Source organism: Streptomyces sp. NPDC033966 (assembly GCF_055575955.1).
Genome location: NZ_JBVIRQ010000017.1, coordinates 13,331 through 27,940 on the forward strand (window position 1 = coordinate 13,331; position 14,610 = coordinate 27,940).

The following is a 14,610-nucleotide window of genomic DNA, read 5'->3' on the forward strand; positions in this document are numbered from 1 at the left end:
TGTCAGGCGACGCGGCATGAGGCAGTGTTGACGGGTGCGCAAGTTCTGGGTGGCAAGCGGGATCGGGATCGGCGTGTGCCTGACCTTCGTCGCGCTGCTGGTCGTCGGCACCTATTCGGCGGCGGCGGGCATCGCGGGCGGCGCCAGAGGGGGCGCGGTCGGGCTGGTGAAGGGTGCGGTGCCGGCGGTGTACCAGCCGCTGGTGGAGAGGTGGGGAAACCTTTGCCCCGCCCTCAATCCGGCGCTGCTCGCGGCGCAGCTGTACACCGAGAGCAACTGGAAGCCCGACGCGCTCAGCCATGCCGACGCGCGGGGCATCGCCCAGTTCATCCCGGAGACGTGGGCCACGTACGGGGTGGACGGCGACGGTGACGGCGACCGGGACATCTGGGACCCCAAGGACGCCATCCCCTCGGCGGCGACGTACGACTGCCAACTCGCCAAGGACGTCGCGCAGGTACCGGGCGACCGGTCCGACAACATGCTCGCCGCCTACAACGCCGGGCCCTACCGCGTCATCAAGGCCGGAGGCGTGCCCCCGATCAGCGAGACCCAGGGCTACGTGAAGGCGATCCGCTCCCTGGAGAAGAGCTTCGCGCGTCCCGTCGGCCGGGTCGCTCCGGCCCAGCAGGCGGCCGGGGCCGTGTATTTCGCGCAGAAGCAGCTCGGGACCCCGTACCTGTGGGGCGGCAACGGGACGCCCGACCAGGACGGGCGGTTCGACTGTTCGGGGCTGACCAAGGCGGCGTACGAGAGCGTGGGCATCGACCTGCCGCGCGTGGCCAACGACCAGTACAACGCCGGGTCGCACCCCTCGCGCGAGGAGCTGCTCCCCGGTGATCTGGTCTTCTTCTCAGACGATCTGACGAATTCTCGGGCGATCCGGCACGTCGGGCTGTACGTGGGCGGCGGCTACATGATCAACGCCCCGTTCACCGGCGCGGTCATCCGTTTTGACAAGATCGACACGCCTGACTACTTCGGAGCGACCCGGGTGACCAAGGAGGGGGCCGAAGCCCTTCCGGAGCGGTCGGCGTCAACTCCCAAGCCCTAGCGACTCTCCGTGAAGCGCAGGCCCTGAGCTGCGGCGATGAGTCTCTCTTGGATAACGTTGGAGTGATCATTCGGTGGAGAGTGGAACGTCCCAGGCAGAACGGGCGTTCCATGAACACGGGGGTCGATCGGCTGGGGGGCTGAAGGGGGCGCACACCGTCGTGCGCCCGCAGGGGACCTAGGGCAGGCAAGGGGCCGCGGCGCATGGCTGGACTCACGACCGGTGGGCCGAACGTGGATGTCAGCCTGCTGTACGGGATCAACTCCCTCTCCCGGCACGCCCCCGGCTGGTTCGACCGGGCGGTCACCTTCGCCGGCTCGTACGGACTGCCGCTGGCCATGGTCCTGCTCGTGCTGTGGTGCTGGCGCGGGGTCAGGCGGCAGGACGAGGCGACCGCCGCCGAGTCGTTCGCCGCGCTCGTGTGGGCCCCCCTCGCAGCCGCCGTCGCGCTCCTCGTGAACGTGCCGCTGCGCGGATTCGTCGCCCGGCCGCGGCCGTTCCTCCAGCACGACGGCCTCGAAGTGCTCGGCGGCGCGGGTGCGCCGGTCTCCGGGTTCTCCTTCGTCAGCGACCACGCCACCCTCGGGATGGCCCTCGGCGTCGGAGTGTTCCTCGTCAACCGCCGGCTCGGGCTCGTCGGGATCGGGCTGGCCCTCGCCGAGGGGCTGTGCCGGGTGTACCTCGGCGTGCACTACCCGACCGACGTCATCGGGGGCTTCGCGCTCGGCACCGCCGTCGTCCTGCTCCTCGCCCCGCTCGCCATGGCGGCGCTCACCCCGGCGGTCAGGGCCGTCGCCCGGTCACCGCGGTTCGGAGTGCTCGTACGGGCCCGGGAGCGCGTGGTGGCCCGCCCCGTCGAGCTGGCGCAGCGCCCGGCCGAGAGCGACCTCGCCGCGTAGCCCGACCCCCTACGGGTTCCAGATCGCGAGCAGGAGCGCCACCAGCAGGCACAGGCCCGCCGCCCCGAAGCACAGCCGCACCGCCGTCGGCCGGGGGCGCGGGGTCACGGGTCGCCGCCCTCGCCGCCCCCGCCCGGATGCTCCGTCTCCGTACCGCTACCGCGGCGGTAGCAGGAACGCAGCCACAGCCCGGTCGCCACGGCGGCCGCGGTGGTGACCCCGATGGCCAACGCCACGTCGGCCGGCCCGTCCGCCGAACCCACCGGGCGGGCCCAGGCCGTCGCGGCCGGGGTGAGCACGAGCAGCAGCGCCCAGAGGAGGGCGGCGAGGGAGCGTGCGGTACCTGGCATGGAACCAGCGCAACCGCTCCCGGGGCCACCGGCCAGCCGGGGCGTCCGAAAGGAGGAGGGGAGGGGGAGGAAGAAGAGGAGGAGGAAGGGCGGCGGGCTATCCCGCTGTGTGTCTGCCGGCGTCCCTGCGGGCCAGGTCGCGGGAGCGCCGCGCCGGCCCCGTCCAGCCGCAGCTGCACACGGCCAGGCAGAACGAGCCCCGTTCCGCGGTGCTGGTGGAGTGGCCGACGGGCGGCTGAGCCGGTTCCGCGTGTTCTCGCGGGAGGGGCACAGCGGTAAACGGAGCAACCGGAGTCGCCTTGGTGTGCGGATCCACCCCTCCACGGTACCCGGGTCCGGCCGCGTCCGGTACGGCCCCCGGAACTCGGCGGCCCGTTACGGGAAACCCCGGACCTCGTTAACCGGAGCGGGTGGGGGCCTCGGGCAAACAGCGGTCACGCGTTGGGGGTTGGCAGGCGATGGTGGTGCACCAGCACAGGCGACGGAGAAGGCGTGCGGGTGAGGCGGTGCTCGCCGTCTGTGCGGCGGTCGCCGTCGCGGCGCTCAGCGCGTGCGGCGCGGCGAGCGGCACGGGCACCGCTGACGGCAGAGGCAGCGGCCCGGGCGGTGGCAGCGCGAAGGGCGCCCGCGACGACCGGCCGCCCGGCGACCCGGCCGCCGCGGTCCGCGGCGCCGCCGACGCGCTGACCGCGGCCGGGAGCGCGCAGACCCGTACGGCCATGGAGATGGCCACCGGCGGCACCCGGGTGACCATCCGGGGCGAGGGCGGGGTCGACTTCCGCAAGCGGATGGGCCAGCTGCTGGTGATGCTCCCCGCCGACGTGAAGGGACAGCCCGAGCACCGGCCCATCACCGAGCTGCTCGTCCCCGGCGCGCTCTACATGAAGAACCGGGGCGCCGGAGTCCCCGACGACAAGTGGGTCCGGCTGGACACCACCACCCTCTCCGACGGGAACCTCGTCACCGGCGGCGCCACCGATCCGGTGGCCGCGGCCGAGCTGCTGCGGGGCGCGCAGGAGGTGACGTACGTCGGCGAGACCGACCTGGCCGGCACCAAAGTGCGCCACTACCGGGGTACGACGGACATCGCGCGGGCCGCGCAGAGCGCCTCGCCGGGGATCAAGGGGGCCCTGGAGGCGGCGGCGAAAGGGTTCAGCAAGGACAGCGTGCCGTTCGACGCCTACCTCGACGAGGAGGGCCGGCTGCGCAAGGTCCGGCACCGCTTCACCTACGTCAAGAATGGCGTGATCGATGTCTCCTCGACGACGCTGCTCTACGGGTTCGGGACTCCGGTGACCGTCGTATTGCCCGCAAGCGGGGACATTTACGCCGGGAAGATCGCCGAATAGCCGGCCGGGCGGGGTGAAGCGGTGCCTCCGGGCCATGGCCCCACTATCCGGAAATGGTCCATCCGTGTCATGCGCGGCGCGGGGCCCGCTCCCTAGGCTGGGACGCCGAGCGCCGACGGGCGAGGACGGCAGAGAGAGGTGACACGCGTGACTCCCGCAGGCGGCATGACGGTGCAGGACCACGTGGCGCTCGCCGAGATCGAGCTGTGCGGTGAGCTGATCATCGCGGCCTCGGCGGCGGCCGAGGACCGGCTGAGTCAGGACCGGATCGACGAAGTGCTGATGAGCGTCTGTCCGTAGCGTCCGTAGCCTCCGTGGGCTCAGCCCCCGGACGGCGTCCGGGGGCGCCGACGGTCCGGACGTCAGCTGCGCAGCAGGCGGGCGATGGCCTTCGTGGCCTCCTCCACCTTCGCGTCGATCTCGGTGCCGCCCTTGACCGCGGCGTCCGCGACGCAGTGGCGCAGGTGCTCCTCCAGCAGCTGGAGGGCGAAGGACTGGAGGGCCTTCGTACTGGCCGAGACCTGCGTGAGTATGTCGATGCAGTACACGTCCTCGTCGACGAGGCGCTGGAGGCCGCGGATCTGGCCCTCGATCCGGCGCAGCCGCTTGAGGTGCTCGTCCTTCTGGTGGTGGTAGCCGTGGACGGCTCCGGAGCCCTCCGCCTCGATGGTGGTCATCGGTCCTCCCGTGGTCCGGAAAGAGGGGTTATACCCCTCATGGGTATAGGGTACTTCGCCCAGGCCGGGGGGACAGGGGTCCGTAACGCCCACTCTGCCTGATGGAGGACACTGGGGAACCGCCGGTTAGCCGTGGCCGGGGGATGCGCCTAGCATCAGCCTGACCGAATCCAATGCACCCCGAGGACCTCACGTGCGATTTCGTCTGACCCCCAGGGAGACGAGCTTCTACGACATGTTCGCCGCATCCGCGGACAACATCGTCACGGGCTCCAAGCTCCTGATGGAACTGCTCGGAGCGGATCCCTCCGCCCGGGCCGAGATCGCGGAGCGGATGCGAGCGGCGGAGCACGCGGGGGACGACGCCACCCACGCGATCTTCCACCAGCTGAACTCCTCGTTCATCACGCCGTTCGACCGCGAGGACATCTACAGCCTCGCCTCGTCGCTCGACGACATCATGGACTTCATGGAGGAAGCGGTCGACCTGGTCGTCCTCTACAACGTGGAGGAGCTGCCCAAGGGCGTCGAGCAGCAGATCGAGGTGCTGGCGCGGGCGGCCGAGCTGACCGCCGAGGCCATGCCGCACCTGCGGACGATGGAGAACCTCACCGAGTACTGGATCGAGGTCAACCGTCTCGAGAACCAGGCCGACCAGATCCACCGCAAGCTGCTCGCCCAGCTCTTCAACGGCAAGTACGACGCCATCGAGGTGCTGAAGCTCAAGCAGATCGTCGACGTCCTCGAAGAGGCCGCCGACGCGTTCGAGCACGTCGCGAACACGGTGGAGACCATCGCCGTCAAGGAGTCCTGAACCTCGTGGACACCTTTGCGCTGGTCGTGACCATCGGTGTCGCGCTCGGCTTCACCTATACGAACGGCTTCCACGACTCCGCGAACGCCATCGCGACCTCCGTCTCGACGCGGGCCCTGACGCCGCGCGCGGCGCTGGCGATGGCCGCCGTGATGAACCTGGCCGGTGCCTTCCTCGGCAGCGGGGTGGCCAAGACGGTCAGTGAGGGCCTGATCGCGACGCCGCACGGCAACAAGGGCATGTGGATCCTGTTCGCGGCCCTGATCGGTGCGATCGTCTGGAACCTGATCACCTGGTACTTCGGTCTGCCCTCGTCCTCCTCGCACGCCCTGTTCGGCGGCATGGTGGGCGCGGCGCTGGCCGGCGGGACCGAGGTGATCTGGTCGGGCGTGGTCGAGAAGGTCGTCATCCCGATGTTCGTCTCGCCCGTCGTCGGCCTGGTCGTCGGCTACCTGGTGATGGTCGTCATCCTGTGGATGTTCCGGCGGGCCAACCCGCACAAGGCCAAGCGCGGCTTCCGTATCGCGCAGACGGTCTCGGCGGCGGGCATGGCGCTCGGCCACGGTCTCCAGGACGCCCAGAAGACGATGGGCATCGTGGTGATGGCCCTGGTCATCGCCGACGTACAGGACTCGGGCGACCCGATCCCGATCTGGGTCAAGATCGCCTGTGCCGTGATGCTGTCGCTGGGTACGTACGCGGGTGGCTGGCGCATCATGCGTACGCTCGGCCGCAAGATCATCGAGCTGGACCCGCCGCAGGGCTTCGCGGCGGAGACCACCGGTGCCTCGATCATGTTCGGCTCGGCGTTCCTCTTCCACGCGCCGATCTCCACCACCCACGTGATCACCTCGGCGATCATGGGTGTCGGTGCCACCAAGCGGGTGAACGCGGTCCGCTGGGGCGTCGCCAAGAACATCATCCTGGGCTGGTTCATCACGATGCCGGCGGCCGCCCTGGTCGCTGCGGTGAGCTTCTGGATCGTGAACCTGGCGTTCGTCTAGACGCCCGGACGCGGTACGAAAGCGGGCCGGCTCCCCCCACCCAGGGGGAGCCGGCCCTTTTCTTTCGTCCTGCGGTGGCACCGCCATGCAGCACCGCAGGACGTCCAGGCGGGGTTCGGCGTCTAGCCGAAGCGGCCCGAGATGTAGTCCTCGGTCGCCTGGACGGACGGGTTGGAGAAGATCCGGTCCGTGTCGTCGATCTCGACCAGCTTGCCCGGCTGGCCGACGGCGGCGAGGTTGAAGAAGGCGGTGCGGTCGGAGACGCGGGCCGCCTGCTGCATGTTGTGCGTCACGATGACGATCGTGAAGCGCTCCTTCAGCTCCCCGATCAGGTCCTCGATGGCGAGGGTGGAGATCGGGTCGAGGGCGGAGCAGGGCTCGTCCATCAGCAGGACCTGCGGCTCGACCGCGATGGCGCGGGCGATGCACAGGCGCTGCTGCTGGCCGCCGGAGAGGCCGGAGCCCGGCTTGTTCAGGCGGTCCTTGACCTCGTTCCAGAGGTTGGCTCCCTTGAGGGACCGCTCGACTACGTCCGTGAGCTCGGACTTCTTGTAGCTGCCGTTCAGGCGCAGGCCCGCCGCCACGTTGTCGAAGATCGACATGGTGGGGAAGGGGTTCGGGCGCTGGAAGACCATGCCGACCGTGCGGCGCACCGCGACCGGGTCCACGCCGGGGCCGTACAGGTTCTCGTCGTCCAGCAGCACCTTGCCCTCGACGCGGCCGCCGGGGGTGACCTCGTGCATGCGGTTCAGGGTGCGCAGGAAGGTGGACTTGCCGCAGCCGGAGGGGCCGATGAAGGCCGTCACGGAGCGGGGTTCCACGGTCATCGAGATGTCGTCGATGGCCTTGTGGGTGCCGTAGAAGGCGGAGAGGCCGCTGACGTCGATTCGCTTGGCCATGAGGGTCACTTCGCTTTCGTTCGGTCGCTTCAGCGACCGGTCTTCGGGGCCTTCCAGCGGGCGATGCCGCGGGCCACCAGATTGAGGATCATGACGAAGGCGATCAGGACGAGCGCAGCGGCCCATGCCCGGTCGTAGGAGGCTTCACTGCCGACCTTGTACTGCTCCCAGATGTAGAGGGGGAGCGAGGACTGGGCGCCTTCGAAGGGGTTGCCGTTGATGAGCTGGGAGCCGAAGACCAGCAGCATGATCGGGGCGGTCTCGCCGGCGATGCGTGCCACGGCCAGCATGACACCGGTGGAGATGCCGCCGATGGCGGTGGGGAGCACGACCTTGAGGATCACGCGCCACTTCGGCACGCCGAGGGCCAGGGCGGCCTCGCGCAGCTCGTTCGGGACGAGCTTGAGCATCTCCTCGGTGGAGCGGACCACGACCGGCACCATCAGGATCGACAGGGCCATCGCGCCGGCGAAGCCGGAGGGGCCGAAGCCGAGCATCAGGTTCCAGGTCGTGAGGATGAACAGGCCCGCGACGATGGAGGGGATGCCGGTCATCACGTCGACGAAGAAGGTGACGGCCTTGGCGAGCCGGCCCTTGCCGTACTCGACCAGGTAGACGGCGGTCAGCAGGCCGATCGGCGCCGCGATCAGGGTGGCGAGGCCGACCTGCTCCAGCGTGCCGAGGAGGGCGTGGTAGACGCCGCCGCCCTGCTCGAAGCTGGTCACGCCGTTCATGGAGTGGCTCAGGAAGCCCCCGTCGAGGACCTTCATGCCGCGGCTGACCGTGGTGATCATCAGCGAGAGCAGCGGGACGACCGCGAGGACGAAGCAGACCCAGACGACGGAGGTCGCGACGCGGTCCTTGGCCTGGCGGCGGTTCTCGATCACCGCGCTGGAGGTGTACGTGATCCCGACGAACAGCAGGGCCGCGATCAGGCCCCACTGGACCTTGCTGTGCAGGTCGAAGACGAGGCCGATGACGGTGCCGAGCACGGCGGAGGCGACGGCCGTGCCGGCCGGCGCCCAGCGGGGCAGGCCGCCGCGGGTCAGGCCGGCGGGGGAGGAGGACTTGCGGGCCCGGACGGGGCGCTGGTCCTGGAGTGCGTGGCTCATCAGGCGTTCGCCCCCGAGAAGTCCTTGCGACGGGCGATGATCAGGCGGGCTGCGCCGTTGACCAGCAGGGTGAGCAGGAAGAGGACCAGGCCGGAGGCGATGAGCGCGTCACGGCCGAACTCGTTGGCCTCGTCGAACTTCGCGGCGATGTTCTGCGCGAAGGTGCCGCCACCCGGGTTCAGGACGTGCAGCGAGATGAGGAAGCTCGGGGAGAGGACGGTGGCCACGGCCATGGTCTCGCCGAGGGCGCGGCCGAGGCCGAGCATCGAGGCGGAGATGACGCCGGAGCGGCCGAAGGGCAGCACCGACATCCGGATGACCTCCCAGCGGGTCGCGCCGAGGGCCAGGGCGGCTTCCTCGTTCATGCGCGGGACCTGGAGGAAGACCTCGCGGCTGACGCTGGTCACGATCGGCAGGATCATGATCGCGAGCAGGATGCCGACGGTGAAGAGCGAGCGGGCGACGCCGACCTGGGTCTTGTCGAAGACGTAGGTCCAGCCGAGGTACTCGTCGAGCCAGAGGTTCAGCCCGTTCAGCTGCGGCACCAGGAAGAGGGCGCCCCAGATGCCGTAGATGATCGACGGCACGGCGGCCAGCAGGTCGACCACGTAGGCGAGGGGCGCGGCCAGCTTGCGCGGCGCGTAGTGCGAGATGAACAGGGCGATGCCGACGGCGATCGGAACCGCGATGGCCATCGCGATGATCGAGCTGACGACGGTGCCGAAGAGCAGGACGGCGATGCCGAAGGCAGGGGGGTTGGCCGACGCGTTCCAGTCGAAGGTGGTGAGGAAGTTCCCCTGGTTCTTCGACAGGGCGATGGTGGCCCGGTAGGTGAGGAAGGCGGCGATCGACGCCATGATCACCAGGAGCAGGATGCCGGAGCCCTTGGAGAGCCCCGCGAAGATCTTGTCACCGGCGCGTCCGGTGGACCTTCCGCTCTTGGAGACCGGCGGAGCCGCGTCTATCTGGGTGGGTGTGGTGGAAGCCATGGTCTTTCCGGTCTGTGTGGGGGGCGGGCCCCCTGGCGGCGGTGCACCGGATTTCCCCCGGGTGGTGGGGGAGGGTCCCGGGTCCCGGGCCGATCGGCAGAGGATCGGCCCGGGCCGGGAGGGTGGGACTAGGCGAGCGACTTGATGACTTCGCGGACCTTGGTGTTGATCTCGGCCGGGATCGGCGCGTAGCCGTTCTCGGTCAGGACCTTCTGGCCCGCGTCCGAGGAGGTGTAGTCCAGGAAGGACTTCACGGTGCCGAGGGTCTCGGCCTTGTTGCCCTTGTCGCAGACGACCTCGTAGGTGACCAGGACGATCGGGTACGCGCCCTCGGCCTTGGTGGTGTAGTCGAGCTTCAGGGCCAGGTCGGAGCCGGTGCCGGCGATCTTGGCGGCGGCGATGGCCTTGGAGGCGTTCTCCGGGGTGGCCTTGACCGGGGCGCCGGCGCCGGTGTTGACGTCGACGGTCTTGATGCTCTGCGAGGCGGCGTACGAGAGCTCGAAGTAGCCGATCGCGCCGTCGACGGCCTTGACCTGGGAGGCGACACCGGCGGAGCCGGAGGCGGCCTGGCCACCGGGGGCCGGCCACTTCTTGGAGGCCTCGTAGGACCAGGCGTCAGGGGCGGCGGCCTTGAGGTACTTGCCCAGGTTCTCGGTGGTGCCCGAGTCCTCGGAGCGGTGGAAGGCCTGGATGGCGGTGGAGGGAAGCGTGACGCCGGGGTTCAGCTTCTTGATCGCCTCGTCGTCCCACTTCTTGATCTTGTCGTTGAAGATGTTGGCGATCGTGGCGGCGTCGAGGTTCAGCTTGTCCACGCCGGAGACGTTGAAGCCGAGGGCGATGGGGCCGCCGACCATCGGCAGGTTGATGCCCTGGCCGCCGGTGCAGACCTTCTTCGACTCCTCGACCTGCTCGGGCTTCAGCGCCGAGTCCGAGCCGGCGAAACCGACGGTGCCCTGGTTGAAGGCGACGATGCCCTCACCGGAGGAGGAGGACTTGTAGTTCACCTCGACGCCGGAGCAGGCGGCCATGTAGTTCTTCACCCACAGGTCGACCGCGTTCTTCTGCGCGGAGGAGCCGGAGGCGAGGAGCTTGCCCTTGGCGCCTTCGCACTTGATGTCGCCGGGCGCCGGGGCCGAGGCCTTCGTGGTGCCGTCGGCGCCGGTCTTCGTGTTGTCGTCCGAACCGCACGCCGTGAGGACCAGGGCGCCGGACACGACGAGAGCCCCGAGGGCGGAGGCACGAAGCCGGTTCTTGCGCTGAAGCTTCACTTTCGGGTGTTCCTTCCGAGGGGCCGCCGGCCGCTTTCTGTATCGGGGCGGCGTGCGAAGAGGACTACGGGGCTGTGGTGGTGCGGCGCCGTGTTCTCCCGATCGGCTCGCACCCTGCGCTACCGAAATTAGGCAGAACAGGTGAAGCGGTCGACCGCGCTTGGTGAACGGGGGGTGAACCATGGCGGACGGCCCGGTGCGGATGGGGTGGTTTGTACCCGGGCGCAATCGGGCGTTATCCGCCCGTTATACCGCCGTTACCGTCGCGGAGCCGTTGCCCTGGCCGGGCGGGATGGCCGGATTCCGCCGGTGCCCCGCCCCGCTCTCGCCCCTTCCCCGGGGCCGCGCCCCGAACCCGTTTGAGGCACGGGGGTCTGGGCGGAGCCCCCAGGGGATCCGGGACAGAGCCCCGGGGAACGGTGGAAGGGCGGGCACGGCACTAGGGAACGGCGGCGGCCGGGTGCCAGATGTGGTGGAACGAGAGGCGGGCCGCCTCCACGGCGTGGCGCTGGTCGGCGTGCAGCACGCCCAGGGCGTACGCCGTCGCCGGGGCGATCCGCGGGGTGCGGGCGGCCGTCGCGGAGGCGGTGGCGGCCCCCGAGGCGTCCCGGTGCAGGTCCAGCGCCTCGCCCGCCGCCGAGAGCCGGCCCACGTCCCCGCCCAGCGCCTCCCGCGCGTACCGGTGCACCCGCAGCAGCCGGCGTACCTCGTGCCAGGAGGCGTCCTCGTGCGCCGCGTACGGGGTGCCCTGCGCCGCGGGAAGGGCGGAGACGGCCCCCGCGAGGCGGGTCCCGGTCACCTCCGCCAGCGGTTCCAGCACGTCCCCGACCCGGCCCCGCGCCGCCACCGGGTCCAGCGGCACCTCCGAGGCCAGCACCGCCACCGCGTCCGCGACCGCGTGGAAGCGGGACGACCCGAGGGCCTGGAGGGTGGCCGAGTGCGCCCGGGTGCGCGCCAGCGTGAGCTGCCGCTCCAGCAGGGCACCCGCCCGCGCCGAACCCACCGTGAGGGCGCCCGACGAGCCCGCCCCGCCCCGCGGGGAGGGCAGGTCGGGGGAGCCCGACAGCCGCTGAAGGGCCTCCATCAGCCGGGACAGCCGGGCGGCGTACGCGTGCTCGTCGGCCAGCGTGGACGACAGCCAGACCAGCTCCGTACGCAGCGAGTCCGCCCAGCGCGCCTCGGTGACCGCCCGGAACGTGCTCAACGATCCGGCGATCCGGCGCGCCGCGCCCCGCAGGCCGTACGCCGCCTCGCTGCTCTCCGCCGAATCGGCGGTGGAGCCGCCCGCCGCGCCCGCGTCGTGCAGGCGCAGCGCGCGCAGGAAAGCGGTGGCCTGGGAGCGCAGGTACACGCCGAGCACGTCACCTGCGGTCAGGTCGTCATGGTTTGGCAGAGCCACGCCGGCGCCTCCGGGCGTCTATGAGCATCTCCTGTACGTGCCGCAGCGGCTGGCCTTCGGCGTCGGTGCTGTGCCGGGTCCATTCGCCGTCCGGGCCCAGGTGCCAGGAGGAGGTGGCGTCGGACATGCCGGTCTCCAGCATCCGGTCCAGTGCCGCGCGGTGGGCCGGGTCGGTGACCCTGACCAGTGCCTCGATGCGGCGGTCGAGGTTGCGGTGCATCATGTCGGCGCTGCCGATCCACACCTCGGGTTCGCCGCCGTTGCCGAAGGCGAAGACCCGGGAGTGCTCCAGGAAGCGGCCGAGGATCGAGCGGACCCGGACGTTCTCCGACAGGCCGGGGACGCCGGGGCGTACGGCGCAGATGCCGCGCACCCAGATGTCGATGGGGACGCCCGCCTGGGAGGCCCGGTAGAGGGAGTCGATGAGGGCCTCGTCGACGATCGAGTTCATCTTCAGCCGGACCGACGCCGGGCGGCCGGACCGGTGGTGGTCGGCCTCCTTGTCGATGCGCGAGATCAGCCCGTCGCGCAGGGACTTGGGTGCGGTCAGCAGCCGGCGGTAGGTCTCGCGGCGGGAGTACCCGGACAGCCGGTTGAAGAGGTCGGACAGGTCCGCGCCGACCTGCGGGTCGGCGGTGAGCAGGCCGAGGTCCTCGTACAGGCGGGCGGTCTTGGGGTGGTAGTTCCCGGTGCCGACGTGGCTGTAGCGGCGCAGGGTGTCGCCCTCCTGGCGGACGACGAGGGAGAGCTTGCAGTGCGTCTTGAGGCCGACGAGCCCGTAGACGACGTGGCAGCCGGACTCCTCCAGCTTGCGCGCCCACTTGATGTTGGCCTGCTCGTCGAAGCGGGCCTTGATCTCGACGAGTACGAGCACCTGCTTGCCGGACTCCGCGGCGTCGATCAGCGCGTCGACTATGGGGGAGTCGCCGGACGTGCGGTACAGCGTCTGCTTGATCGCGAGGACGTCCGGGTCGGCGGCGGCCTGCTCCAGGAAGGCCTGGACGGAGGTGGAGAAGGAGTCGTACGGGTGGTGCAGCAGCACGTCCCGTTCGCGCAGCGCGGCGAAGATGTCCGGCGCGGACGCGGACTCCACCTCGGCGAGGTCACGGTGGGTGCCGGCGACGAACTTCGGGTACTTCAGCTCGGGCCGGTCCAGGGAGGCGATCCCGAAGAGGGCCGTCAGGTCGAGCGGGCCGGGCAGCGGGTACACCTCGGCGGCGTTGACCTTGAGCTCCTGCACGAGGAGGTCCAGGACGCCGGGGTCGATGGACTCCTCGACCTCCAGGCGCACGGGCGGGCCGAAGCGGCGCCGCATGAGCTCCTTCTCCAGGGCCTGGAGGAGGTTCTCGGCGTCGTCCTCCTCGACCTCCAGGTCCTCGTTGCGGGTCACGCGGAACATGTGGTGCGCGAGCACCTCCATGCCCGGGAACAGCTCCTCCAGGTGCGCGGCGATCACGTCCTCCAGGGGGACGTAGCGCTGCGGGGAGGCCTCCAGGAAGCGGGAGAGGATCGGCGGCACCTTGACCCGGGCGAAGTGGCGGTGGCCGCTGACGGGGTTGCGTACGACCACGGCCAGGTTGAGGGAGAGGCCGGAGATGTACGGGAACGGGTGCGCGGGGTCCACGGCCAGCGGGGTGAGCACCGGGAAGATCTGGTTGCGGAACAGGGTGAAGAGGCGGGCCTGCTCCTTCTCGGTGAGGTCGGGCCACCGGATGAGGTGGACGCCCTCCTCCGCGAGCTGGGGGGAGATGTCGTGCTGGAAACACGCGGCGTGCCGGGCCATGAGCTCGCGCGAGCGGGTCCAGATCAGGTCCAGCACCTCACGGGGCTGGAGGCCCGAGGCCGAACGGGTGGCGACGCCGGTCGCGATGCGGCGCTTGAGGCCGGCGACGCGGACCATGAAGAACTCGTCGAGGTTGCTCGCGAAGATCGCCAGGAAGTTGGCGCGCTCCAGCAGCGGGGTCGCGGGGTCCTCGGCGAGTTCGAGCACCCGCTCGTTGAAGGCCAGCCAGCTGCGCTCCCGGTCGAGGAAACGGTTCGCGGGGAGCTCGCCGGTGTCGTCCTTGTCCTCGTAGGCGTCCAGATCGGCGTCGAGGTCGGGATCGAGGTCGACGTGCCCGGTCACGCGGGTGGCGTGGGGCCGGTGGGCGGCTATGGAACCGATGCGGGACTTCGCGTCGCCGCTGCGGCTGCCGCTTGCGCTTCCGCTTCCGGTCGCGGCTGCGGTTGCGGTTGCGGAGGAGTGAGACGTGTGCTGGGCGGGGACCTCGGTGGGGCCTGCGCTGGGCTGGTGGCTCATGACTCCATTCTTCCGCGCACGCGGCAGGACAGGCGCGTCGGAAGTGTCTGCCGTCAGACGGAGTCGGGGCTGCATGTCGGGAGACTCGCAAGCGCGTCTGAATGCCCGGTTAATGGCGTATGGCTTCCTGTCTCCGCCTGGTGCACGGGGCGGGGGTGGGTACGGGGGTGGGTGCGGGGGTGGGCAGGGGTACGGGGCTTGCGGCGCGGGCCGGCTATCTCCCCCTCGAGGGGGTGGGCCGGGGCAGGGCGGGGCGGTGGCTGCCCACCCGCCCCCTTGTCTGCGGGCCGGTGGGGCGGGGGGCCGGATCCCCTTGAACGGGATCAGAGCCGGTTTGGGGGTTTCCCGTCAGTCCCATCGTCCTTCCGTGTCGTGCCGGTCCCTCAAGGGCGCTCCCTGCGGTCGCGTCGCTACGCGATCGCCTTCGGCGACCCTTGACCGACCGTCCCGCCCCGGAAAGCCGAAAGACTGCCGGGAAGCCCCCAAAAGAACGGTCA

General features: G+C 70.5%; 14 protein-coding genes. 6 read left to right on the top strand and 8 right to left on the bottom strand.

The genetic code is table 11. The features are described 5' to 3' along the window. Nucleotides 1-34: 34 nt before the first annotated feature. Together ACZ518_RS33420 and ACZ518_RS33425 are read left to right on the top strand one after the other, a co-directional pair. Nucleotides 35-1,054, top strand: coding sequence for a C40 family peptidase (locus ACZ518_RS33420; RefSeq protein WP_469116786.1), 1,020 nt, complete (start codon nt 35-37; stop codon nt 1,052-1,054). 203 nt (nt 1,055-1,257) lie between these two features. Further along, complete coding sequence (locus ACZ518_RS33425; RefSeq protein ID WP_469116787.1) at nt 1,258-1,953, top strand: phosphatase PAP2 family protein; 696 nt, start codon at nt 1,258-1,260, stop codon at nt 1,951-1,953. A 104-nt stretch (nt 1,954-2,057) separates the two neighbouring features. On the opposite strand, the gene ACZ518_RS33430 is transcribed toward ACZ518_RS33425, so the two are convergent. After that, the gene (locus ACZ518_RS33430) at nt 2,058-2,303 is read right to left on the bottom strand and encodes a hypothetical protein (RefSeq protein WP_469116788.1); all 246 of its coding nucleotides are present in this window, start codon (nt 2,301-2,303) and stop codon (nt 2,058-2,060) included. Nucleotides 2,304-2,761: 458 nt separating this feature from the next. Here ACZ518_RS33430 and ACZ518_RS33435 point away from each other — a divergent pair, with 458 nt between their 5' ends. Both ACZ518_RS33435 and ACZ518_RS33440 read left to right on the top strand, forming a co-directional pair. Then, entirely contained in the window at nt 2,762-3,652 is an 891-nt protein-coding gene (locus ACZ518_RS33435) for an SCO4651 family lipoprotein (protein ID WP_469116789.1), read from the top strand. Between the two features lie 147 nt (nt 3,653-3,799). Next, a complete protein-coding gene (locus ACZ518_RS33440) occupies nt 3,800-3,952 on the top strand; it encodes a hypothetical protein (RefSeq protein WP_362457947.1) in 153 nt (50 codons plus the stop codon). Nucleotides 3,953-4,014: 62 nt separating this feature from the next. Here the strand turns inward: ACZ518_RS33440 and ACZ518_RS33445 are convergent, their stop codons facing one another. Next, nucleotides 4,015-4,329 carry a metal-sensitive transcriptional regulator gene (locus ACZ518_RS33445; RefSeq protein ID WP_042801353.1) on the bottom strand — a complete coding sequence of 105 codons (315 nt, stop codon included), beginning with the start codon at nt 4,327-4,329 and terminating at the stop codon, nt 4,015-4,017. Between the two features lie 193 nt (nt 4,330-4,522). Between ACZ518_RS33445 and ACZ518_RS33450 the strand changes: the two genes are divergently transcribed. Next, complete coding sequence (locus tag ACZ518_RS33450; protein ID WP_007265452.1) at nt 4,523-5,143, top strand: DUF47 domain-containing protein; 621 nt, start codon at nt 4,523-4,525, stop codon at nt 5,141-5,143. Nucleotides 5,144-5,148: 5 nt separating this feature from the next. Next, complete coding sequence (locus ACZ518_RS33455; protein WP_469116790.1) at nt 5,149-6,147, top strand: inorganic phosphate transporter; 999 nt, start codon at nt 5,149-5,151, stop codon at nt 6,145-6,147. A gap of 122 nt (nt 6,148-6,269) precedes the next feature. On the opposite strand, the gene pstB is transcribed toward ACZ518_RS33455, so the two are convergent. From pstB to ACZ518_RS33485, 6 genes are all read right to left on the bottom strand, one after another. Continuing rightward, nucleotides 6,270-7,046, bottom strand: coding sequence for a phosphate ABC transporter ATP-binding protein PstB (gene pstB / locus ACZ518_RS33460; protein ID WP_469116791.1), 777 nt, complete (start codon nt 7,044-7,046; stop codon nt 6,270-6,272). A gap of 29 nt (nt 7,047-7,075) precedes the next feature. After that, entirely contained in the window at nt 7,076-8,158 is a 1,083-nt protein-coding gene (gene pstA, locus ACZ518_RS33465) for a phosphate ABC transporter permease PstA (RefSeq protein ID WP_469116792.1), read from the bottom strand. Next, on the bottom strand, nt 8,158-9,147 hold the full coding sequence (gene pstC, locus ACZ518_RS33470) for a phosphate ABC transporter permease subunit PstC (protein WP_469116793.1): 990 nt from the start codon (nt 9,145-9,147) through the stop codon (nt 8,158-8,160). The genes pstA and pstC overlap by 1 nt, the downstream gene beginning before the upstream one ends. Nucleotides 9,148-9,275: 128 nt before the next feature. Continuing rightward, complete coding sequence (gene pstS / locus ACZ518_RS33475) at nt 9,276-10,415, bottom strand: phosphate ABC transporter substrate-binding protein PstS (protein ID WP_469116794.1); 1,140 nt, start codon at nt 10,413-10,415, stop codon at nt 9,276-9,278. A gap of 439 nt (nt 10,416-10,854) precedes the next feature. After that, nucleotides 10,855-11,814 carry a CHAD domain-containing protein gene (locus ACZ518_RS33480; protein ID WP_469116795.1) on the bottom strand — a complete coding sequence of 320 codons (960 nt, stop codon included), beginning with the start codon at nt 11,812-11,814 and terminating at the stop codon, nt 10,855-10,857. Then, nucleotides 11,795-14,113 carry an RNA degradosome polyphosphate kinase gene (locus ACZ518_RS33485; RefSeq protein WP_469116796.1) on the bottom strand — a complete coding sequence of 773 codons (2,319 nt, stop codon included), beginning with the start codon at nt 14,111-14,113 and terminating at the stop codon, nt 11,795-11,797. The genes ACZ518_RS33480 and ACZ518_RS33485 overlap by 20 nt, the downstream gene beginning before the upstream one ends. Nucleotides 14,114-14,610: the final 497 nt, after the last annotated feature.